The sequence below is a fragment of the Paenibacillus sp. N119s genome, assembly GCF_059447605.1.
In genome coordinates, this window is the sequence record NZ_JCAJRU010000207.1 from 1 (window position 1) to 9,096 (window position 9,096).

10 protein-coding genes are annotated in these 9,096 nt (G+C 46.7%); all 10 read left to right on the top strand.

What is annotated here, in order from left to right; all coding sequences use genetic code 11:
- On the top strand, positions 1-569 hold a 569-nt coding region (locus AC5V8P_RS19885; RefSeq protein WP_495473798.1), incomplete at its 5' end, for an FHIPEP family type III secretion protein.
- Positions 566-2,011, top strand: coding sequence for a flagellar biosynthesis GTPase FlhF (gene flhF, locus AC5V8P_RS19890; RefSeq protein ID WP_064798100.1), 1,446 nt, complete (start codon positions 566-568; stop codon positions 2,009-2,011). The genes AC5V8P_RS19885 and flhF, both read left to right, overlap by 4 nt.
- On the top strand, positions 2,008-2,895 hold the full coding sequence (locus tag AC5V8P_RS19895; protein WP_064798099.1) for a MinD/ParA family protein: 888 nt from the start codon (positions 2,008-2,010) through the stop codon (positions 2,893-2,895). The genes flhF and AC5V8P_RS19895 overlap by 4 nt, the downstream gene beginning before the upstream one ends.
- A 31-nt stretch (positions 2,896-2,926) precedes the next feature.
- Positions 2,927-4,471, top strand: coding sequence for a chemotaxis protein CheB (locus AC5V8P_RS19900; RefSeq protein WP_064798098.1), 1,545 nt, complete (start codon positions 2,927-2,929; stop codon positions 4,469-4,471).
- Positions 4,472-4,504: 33 nt separating this feature from the next.
- Positions 4,505-6,601, top strand: a complete 2,097-nt coding sequence (locus AC5V8P_RS19905) for a chemotaxis protein CheA (RefSeq protein WP_063208915.1) — start codon at positions 4,505-4,507, stop codon at positions 6,599-6,601.
- 62 nt (positions 6,602-6,663) lie between these two features.
- A complete protein-coding gene (locus tag AC5V8P_RS19910) occupies positions 6,664-7,125 on the top strand; it encodes a chemotaxis protein CheW (RefSeq protein WP_013370696.1) in 462 nt (153 codons plus the stop codon).
- Between the two features lie 3 nt (positions 7,126-7,128).
- Entirely contained in the window at positions 7,129-7,755 is a 627-nt protein-coding gene (locus tag AC5V8P_RS19915) for a chemotaxis protein CheC (protein WP_040101562.1), read from the top strand.
- The gene (locus AC5V8P_RS19920) at positions 7,748-8,245 is read left to right on the top strand and encodes a chemotaxis protein CheD (RefSeq protein ID WP_040101561.1); all 498 of its coding nucleotides are present in this window, start codon (positions 7,748-7,750) and stop codon (positions 8,243-8,245) included. The genes AC5V8P_RS19915 and AC5V8P_RS19920 overlap by 8 nt, the downstream gene beginning before the upstream one ends.
- Before the next feature lie 2 nt (positions 8,246-8,247).
- Positions 8,248-8,661, top strand: a complete 414-nt coding sequence (locus AC5V8P_RS19925) for a hypothetical protein (RefSeq protein WP_064798097.1) — start codon at positions 8,248-8,250, stop codon at positions 8,659-8,661.
- A gap of 14 nt (positions 8,662-8,675) precedes the next feature.
- The coding region (locus tag AC5V8P_RS19930) for a sigma-70 family RNA polymerase sigma factor (protein WP_495473799.1) at positions 8,676-9,096 on the top strand (421 nt) is incomplete at its 3' end.

The window sequence follows — 9,096 nt, forward strand, 5'->3', positions numbered from 1 at the left end:
AGACACGCTCGCTGGTTGATAATCTCAAGGAGAATTATCCAGTGCTGGTGGACGACCTTATTCCGTCTGTGCTGGCGATTGGGGATGTACAAAAAGTGCTGGCCAAGCTATTGAAAGAAAAAATTTCTATTCGCGATATGGTGACTATATTCGAGACACTGGCTGACTATGGTACTTATACAAAAGATCCAGACGTGCTGACAGAATATGTTCGTCAAGCGTTATCACGTCAGATTACGCAGCAATTTGCACAGCAAGGAGAAACGTTGCGCGTTATTACCGTGGGACCAGGATTGGAGAAGAAAATTGCTGAGAGCGTGCAGCAGTCGGAGCAAGGCAGCTATTTGGCTCTTGATCCGGTGTCAACGCAAACGGTGTATCAAAAAATGATGGAACAAATCAACCGTCTTATTCAATCTGGACAACAGCCTATTGTGTTAACGTCACCGACAATACGTATGTATTTGCGGCAAGTGATGGAGCGGACGATGCAGGATGTCCCGGTGCTGTCGTACAGTGAACTGGAGCCGAACGTTGAAATTCAAAGTGTCGGGGTGGTGAACTTATGAGAGTGAAACGATATGTAGTGGATACCATGCCAGAGGCCATGCTGCAAATCAGGGGTGACTTAGGGACAGATGCCGTCATTTTAAGTACAAAGGAAGTAAAGGTCGGCGGTTTTATGGGGATGTTCAGTAAAAAGAAAATTGAAGTGGTTGCTGCAGTTGAGGAGCAGCAACCACCAAAGCCTCGGCGGGCTGAACGATCGTCACAGCAGCTTGCCCAGGCTGCTTTTCCTCTCATGGACACCCCTGAGCAACCGGAAAAGTCATCAGTCCCTGTAGTCCCAAGACAGGCAGCTCCAGAAGCCTATCGACGGATTACACAACAGATAACTGGCAATTCCAAAGAAGGACAAGCTGAATTAACGGTTAATACAGAACAAGCTACATCAGTGACTGAGCCTTTGTCACCTAAGCCTGCTAATAAACTGGAGACTACATCTCAGGCACTTGATCACGAAGTAGTGCCTTCGAACATGAAATCATCCAGTGAACTTTATAAACGGCCAATCGAAGCAAGTGTTTCAGACAAGAGCGGAGCAGAGGAAAATCAGGCATTGCTTAATGAATTGCGAGAAATGAAGGCGATGATGACTCGATTTTCCAGAAACGCTTCAATGGAAAGTACTTGGCCGGAGGCGCTGCAAGAGATTTGTGAGCATGTGCTGGAACAGGAAGTAGAACGTGATTTATTGGAATATTGGATCGAACAGGTATATGTGCGTCGAAATGAGCACCCTTTTGCGCCTGAAACTTTTGATTGGGAACAAGCCTTTCGCGAGGAAGTCACCGGTTTTATACAGACAAAACTGGATAAAGGGATCTCCCAAGATACCAAAATTGTATATGTTGCAGGCCCAACCGGGGTAGGAAAAACGACAACCATTGCAAAATTGGCAGCAGAACAGTTGTTCAAGCATCATCGCAAAGTTGGATTTATCACTTCAGACACGTACCGGATTTCAGCCGTCGAGCAACTGCGTACATATGCTACGATTTTGAATGTACCGCTTGAAGTTGTGCAATCTCCCGGCGACGTCCAAAGAGCTATCCAACGTTTGGAGCATTGTGACTTGATCCTCATGGATACTGCGGGAAGAAATTATCGTAATGAGTTGCTTGTATCAGAACTGCAAAGCCTGCTTTCACCTATTAATGAAAGTGAGACGTATCTGGTACTCAGCCTGACATCCAAAAGCAGGGATATGCTCAATATAACTGGACATTTTAGTAAGTTTGGTCTTAGTAAGGTTGTATTTACCAAGATGGATGAGACAGGCAGTTGTGGTGGGATGTTTAATCTTTTGCACCAGTTTCCGATGCAGTTGGCCTATATTACCAATGGGCAAAATGTTCCTGACGACCTGCTTCATCCCGATGCAGAAATGGTGACGAGTATGCTGCTTGGAGCCAAAGGGACGCTGGGAGTTAATGGAGATTCCATATGAGTGATCAAGCCCAATCACTTCGACAAATGGCTTCATCCTTGGATAAGTATCGATTGCCTCCACGTAATCGTCACGCAAAAATTATAACGATTACCAGTGGCAAAGGCGGGGTAGGCAAATCTAATTTTACGCTGAACTTTGCTCTGGCCCTGCAATCTCTTGGCCGAAAGGTACTTGTGTTTGATGCAGATATCGGTATGGCCAATATCGATGTGTTGATGGGGGCCCATTCCCAATACAATCTTCTTCACCTATTAAAACGTGAAAAGTCAATTGATGAGATTATTCAAAAGGGTATAGGTGGTTTGCCTTATATTGCCGGAGGATCAGGCTTGAGCGAACTGTTTGCGTTATCGGATGAGAATCTGAATTATTTTGCCGAAGAAGTAGAAAAAATGGCAGCAGACATGGATTATATTCTTTTTGATACAGGTGCAGGTTTATCCAAGGAGAACCTTAAGTTCATCACTTCAGCTGACGAATGTATGGTAGTAACCACCCCAGAACCGACGTCCTTAACAGATGCATATGCACTAATTAAAGTCGTCAACGGGTTGCAAAAGGATACGGTATTCAAAATTATAGTCAATCGTGCCGATAACGATAATGAGGCCCGTCAAGTTGCCGATAAAATCGCACTTGTTGCGAAACGCTTTTTGGAGATCGAAATCCCGCTGCTTGGACATATCAGTGATGATACTCACGTCATGCAGGCAGTCAAAAGACAAGTACCTTTTATGGTTGCTTTTCCGGGATGTGCGGCTTCAAGAGATGTACTGAATCTGGCACACCGTTTTGCAGCAATGCCACAGGTTCCACAATCAGGTGCACTGAGTGGAATTAAAGGATTTATGCAAAAATGGTTGCGGCGTTCTATGCATTGATTTTTGATGAGAGGAAACAGGGGTGTTAAACATGTGTGCTTACCGGGTGCTGGTTGTAGATGATTCAGCCTTTATGCGCAAAATTATTACAGACTTAATTGTAAGGGATGAGTCGTTCAACATCGTAGGTACAGCCGCCAATGGCAGAGAGGCTGTAGAGAAAGTGAAAGAGTTGCAGCCTGATTTGGTCACCATGGATGTCGAAATGCCTGAAATGAATGGTCTTGAAGCGTTGCCACTGATTATGGCAGCCCATCCGCTACCTGTCATTATGTTGTCAGGCATTAATGAACAAGGCATGAAGGAGACCATTATGGCTCTGGAGGCAGGGGCTTTCGATTTTATAAGAAAGCCTTCCATCGCTCATGCACAAGATATTGAGCAGGTGAGCAAGGCGCTGCTTGAACAGATGCATACTGCTATGCAAGCAGTACGAAGCCGCTTGGAGCGTAAAGAAGCTAATGAGCGCAAAGCTGCATTGGAACAAGCGAAAAAAACGACAATGGAAAAGCCGCCTGGACAGGCTATGACTGAGAAACGAACTGGAAGTCAAGCTTCGGTAGACAGGCCTCCTGTTGTTCCGCTGGCTCCTCCACCTGCTGCATCGGCTCAGCCAAAGCGAGATACTGGAAAGTCCGTCGCGCCAGCTGCTAAACAGGAAAGCAAAAAACAGCTGTCTGGCACATCTGCCACGGGTGGCCGCGTTGACCAGCCAGCAGTTCAGCCAAGGAAACCAGTGCAAGCACCGAGTGCGCAGAAGAAGGAAGACTTATCCAAGGAGATGGGAAGAACGCCAGGACAACTGAAGAGTTCTAATCCAACTGCTGGCAAAACGATGCAGAGTAAGGACAAAGCAGGACTGGTTAAGCCGGAGTCACGGAAGACGGTAACTTCGTCAGCTTCTTCCACTCCTGCGGCTACAACGCCTACAGTAACGGCACCTACAGCGCCAGCAGCACCAAATGGATTTTCACTTAAAAAAGGTGTGCATTCGTCCAGCTTTCGAAAACTGGTGGCGGTCGGATGTTCTACAGGCGGACCGCGCGCGCTCAAGACGCTGTTGGAGCGCATTCCTGGGGATTTTCCAGCTCCCATCGTTATTGTTCAGCATATGCCGCCAAACTTCACTCGTTCGCTAGCACAACGTTTGAACACGTTGAGCCCATTGCGGGTTGTGGAGGCTGAGCAGGGAATGACGCTGGAGACGGGAACAGCCTACATTGCTCCAGGGGGATATCAACTCAGAATTGTGTCTGGAGCTGGTGGTAAATACACGGTGTCACTGAAGATGGAGGAGGCGCGCAATGGTCACCGACCTTCCGTAGATACGATGTTCGAATCACTGCTCTCGTTAACCTCGCTGGAAAGACATCTAGTATTGCTCACTGGAATGGGGAGCGATGGGGCTAAAATGATGAAAAAGCTTTATGATGCTGGGGTTCAATCCACATTTGCTGAAAATGAGGAGACTTGTGTAGTGTACGGAATGCCCCGCTCAGCAGTTGAATTAAAATGTGTGCGCCACCTTCTGCCTATGCAGGAGATCGCCCCTAAGCTTGTACAAGTTGTGAAATAATCGGAGTGTAACTCATGGAGGAGGTGTCTCACAATGGACATGAACCAATATTTAAACATGTTTATTGATGAGTCGAATGATCATCTGCAATCTCTTAACGAAAATATGCTTCAACTGGAAAGCAACCCAACCGATCTAGGCATCGTTCAGGTGATTTTCCGTTCTGCCCATACCCTCAAGGGGATGGCTGCTACAATGGGGTTTGAAGACCTGGCATCGCTAACTCACCAAATGGAAAACGTTCTTGATCTGGTACGTAACAACAAGCTGGCGATGCATGAATTTATATTCGATACCTTATTTAAGGGATTGGATGCTCTGGAGTCCATGGTGCAGCACATTACAGAGGGAGGCGATGGAAAAGCGGATGTCTCCTCTATTGTATCCTCACTGCAATCCATCGTAAGCGGAGATTTCCTAAAGTCCGGTTCAAACGCCGCCACCCAGGAGTCTCCTGCTCCAAAAGCGGGCACTAACGATAGTGCTGGACTTGTCTTGGACCAGTTCCAGTATTCTGTACTGGAGCAGTCGATTTCAGAAGGACATCGTGTTCACTATATACAGGTAACCATCAGTTCAGAGAGCCAGCTGAAGGCTGCGCGTGCCTTTATGGTATTCAACACACTGGAAAACTCCGGTGAAATCGTCAAGGCCTATCCGTCCGTACAGGATATCGAGCAGGAAAAATTCGAACAAAGCTTCTCGTTATATTACATAACGCAGAAAGAAGTTGGGGAGCTGGAAAAGGAAATTGCGGGTATCTCTGAAATCGACACGGTCTCAGTGGTACAACTGGATCAGGAATCGCTTAAACAAATGAGCGAAGTTACTGCTGGGCTCGCTGAGACAGCGGCGGTACAGGAAGCACCTGTTGCCGTGCAGCCACCCGCTCCATCCCAGCCGCAGTCTCCAGCTGCGGCCTCTGTCGCCAAGCCAGCCGCTGGTAAAGCGCCAGCAGCCAAGGCGGCTGCACCTACACACAATCGTACGATTCGTGTAGATATTGAACGTCTGGACGTACTTATGAATTTATTCAGCGAGTTGCTCATTGACCGTGTGCGGTTAGAACAGTTAGCCAGTGAGGCTTCTAATCCAGCACTGACAGAAACGGTTGAGCATATGAGTCGTGTGAGCAGTGATTTGCAAAACGTTGTTCTTAAATTGCGGATGGTACCTGTAGATACTGTTTTCAATCGTTTCCCGCGTATGGTTCGCGATCTGGCCAAGTCGCTGGATAAAAAACTGGAATTGGTTATTACTGGAGCAGAGACTGAAATGGATCGGACTGTGATCGACGAGATTGGCGATCCTTTGGTGCATTTGCTTCGTAACTCCGTGGATCATGGCATTGAGTCGGTAGCCGACCGGATTGCAGCTGGCAAACCAGAGACTGGAACGGTTCAACTGCGTGCTTTTCATAGCGGTAATAACGTATTTATCGAAATTGAGGATGATGGGAACGGAATTAACCGTGAGAAAGTACTGAACAGTGCTATTTCCAAAGGAATTTTGACAGCAGAACAAGCCGCTTCCATGACTGACGAAGAAGCCTATCAGGTATTGTTTGCTCCGGGCTTTAGTACAGCTGCGGTCATTTCAGACGTATCGGGACGCGGTGTCGGTCTGGATGTTGTTAAATCGAAAATTACCGCTTTGGGTGGTAATGTTACGGTTCACTCCACATTGGGACAGGGCACGAATTTCTCTGTACAATTGCCGCTGACCCTATCCATTATTGCAGCCATGATGATACAGATCGGTTCTGAAAAATATGCGATTCCTTTGTCTTCGATTGTGGAAACTGCGATCGTCAAACGTACGCAAATCCGTTCTGTGCATGGCAATAAAATGATTGCTTTCCGAGATTCTCATATCCCGCTTATCTCCTTGAGTCAGCTGTTTGAGGTACCGGACTTCAACGAAGATGAAGAAGAAGAGACAGAGGTCGTGGTCATCCGTAAGGGAGACCGTCTGGCAGCCCTTTCTGTACAGGACTTTTTGGGACAAAGTGAAATCGTCCTTAAAAATTTGGGCAAGTATCTTCCAAACATCCAAGGGATTTCGGGTGCCACGATTCTGGGTGACGGTCAGGTTGCCTTGATCATTGACCCAAATGTTTTCATTAAATAATGTTTTCATTAAAAATGAAAGAAATGTGAGATTGCTGACATCAATAAGGAGGGTTTTTAGACATGGGAGAAGAAATTAAAGTTATCGTATTTAAGCTAGGTGAAGAGGAATACGGTGTTGAAGTAGAAAAAGTCCAATCTATTGAACGTATGGTGCCGATTACACGAGTTCCAAGAACTTACGATTTTGTTAAAGGCGTATTCAACATGAGAGGCGTAGTTATTCCGGTTATTGATCTTCGTGGTCGTTTTGGATTACCTGAAGCTGAGTATACCGATCAAACCCGTATTATTATCGTTGCTGTGGGCGAGATGCAAGTCGGCTTTATCGTGGATTCAGCGAATGACGTGATTGACCTGAATACTGACAACATTGAGACACCACCGGAAGTAGTTGGCGGAGTTAAGGCTAAATACCTTCGCGGAGTTGCTAAAATTGGTGAAGAACGTCTGCTGATCATGCTCAACTTGTCCGAAGTTTTGAACCGTAGCGAGATGAACCAATTAGAAGGCTTAGAGGATTAATATATGGAAAATCTGGGGAATCTCGAAGACTTCAAGTTGGATGTATTGAAAGAAGTCGGCAACATTGGCTCGGGGAACGCTGCTACAGCGCTCTCCCGGCTTCTCAATAAACCGATCGACATGGGTGTGCCCAAAGTGCAAATGCTGCCTTTTGAGGAAATTGCGGACAAAGTCGGCGGAAATGAACAGCTTGTTGTTGCAATATTTTTTAGGGTCGAAGGGGAAGCACCTGGTAATCTATTCTTCATATTGCAACCTCAGGCGGCAAAAAGCTTACTATCCCGTTTGGCGAATATTCCTTCGGATGACGAAGATAGCTTTAACGAGATGGAGCATTCAGCCCTGTCGGAGATCGGTAATATTTTAGCAGGCTCTTATCTTTCTTCGTTGGCGGATTTCACACGTTTATCCATGTACCCGACAGTACCTGCGCTGGCACTGGATATGGCAGGAGCTATTCTCAGCTATGGACTGCTGCAGTTTGGGCAAATGGGGGATGCTGCTTTATTGATTGACACATCGTTTCTGGAAGGGCAGAATCAGATTGAGGGTCAATTTTTCCTGATTCCTGATCCAGAATCGTTCGGGAAAATCTTTAGGTCGTTAGGAGTCCCGATGAACGATGATTGAGGATAAAAGCATCATTAAAGTCGGCATGGCAGATTTAAATGTTACTAGCAACCCGAACTCGATTCGCACGACAGGACTTGGCTCCTGCGTCGGATTGACCCTCTATGATCCTCATTTGAAGCTGGCAGGCATGGCACATGTGATGTTACCGTCCTCGGATATTGCCCGTGAAGGGCAGCTGAATATTGCCAAATATGCGGATACCGCATTGCCAGAGTTGTTGGAGCGAATGTTGAAACTGGGTGCTGAGCGGCGCAGACTGATTGCCAAAATGGCAGGAGGAGCGCAGATGTTTGCCTTTGCCGGTAGTGGAGACACCATGCGGATTGGCCCGCGCAATGTAGAATCCTGTAAGGAAATGCTTGTAGATCTGGGCATTCCTTTGATTGCGGAAGATACAGGTGGCAATTATGGACGAACGATTGAGTTGGACTCTGAAACTGGCGTTTTGAATATTCGAAGCGTACAAAAAGGTGTAAAGGAATTATAAACATGTTATTTGGTAGCTTACGCATTAATCTTTGGTCTGGAGTAGTCGGATTTATTCTGACTTTTGTGTTGTCCGTTGGCAGCAATCTGCTGACCACGAGCTTAATTCGTGGCTTAATCGCCTTCGTTTTTTGGTTCCTACTTGCATTTGTGCTGCGCTGGACACTGGGTGTAGTGGCGCGGCCAGATCTGGGGAATGCCCAACACCGGGCAAGCTCTCAGGTAGACGGCGTAGGGGGGAATCTGGACCTGACGACACCAGACGAAAATGAAAACCTGAATGAATTGCTAAAACCGAAACCAGAGCAGACGGACGAGGGGAATAATGGTTTCGCACCTTTAAAACCACCTAAGCTGGTTTCCAACAAGGACCCTGAAGAATTGGCCAAGGCCGTTCGTCACCTGACAGACAAATAAGGAGGGTGAAGCCGATGAACGAGCGAAAAGCCGCTCATTTGAACCATTCCGAGCTGTGGGAGCAATGGAAAGAACACGGTGACAAGGAAGCGAAAAAGCAGTTAATTGAGAAGTATCTCCATATTGTGGAATATGTGTCGGGTCGTCTTGCAGTAGGCCTACCTAAAAATGTATCCAAGGATGATCTGGCGAGCAACGGCGTTATGGGTTTGATTGATGCTTTAGAGAAATTTGATTATGAGCGTGGTTTGCAGTTTGAGACTTATGCTTCTTGGCGTGTTCGTGGAGCAATTTTGGATGGTCTTCGTCAAGGAGATTGGGTTCCTCGTTCAGTCAGGGAAAAAGCGAAAAAAATCGAAGACGCCTACCAGCATTTAGAACAGAGATATTTACGCACAGTAAGCGATGAAGAGATGAGTCATTATTTGGACGTCT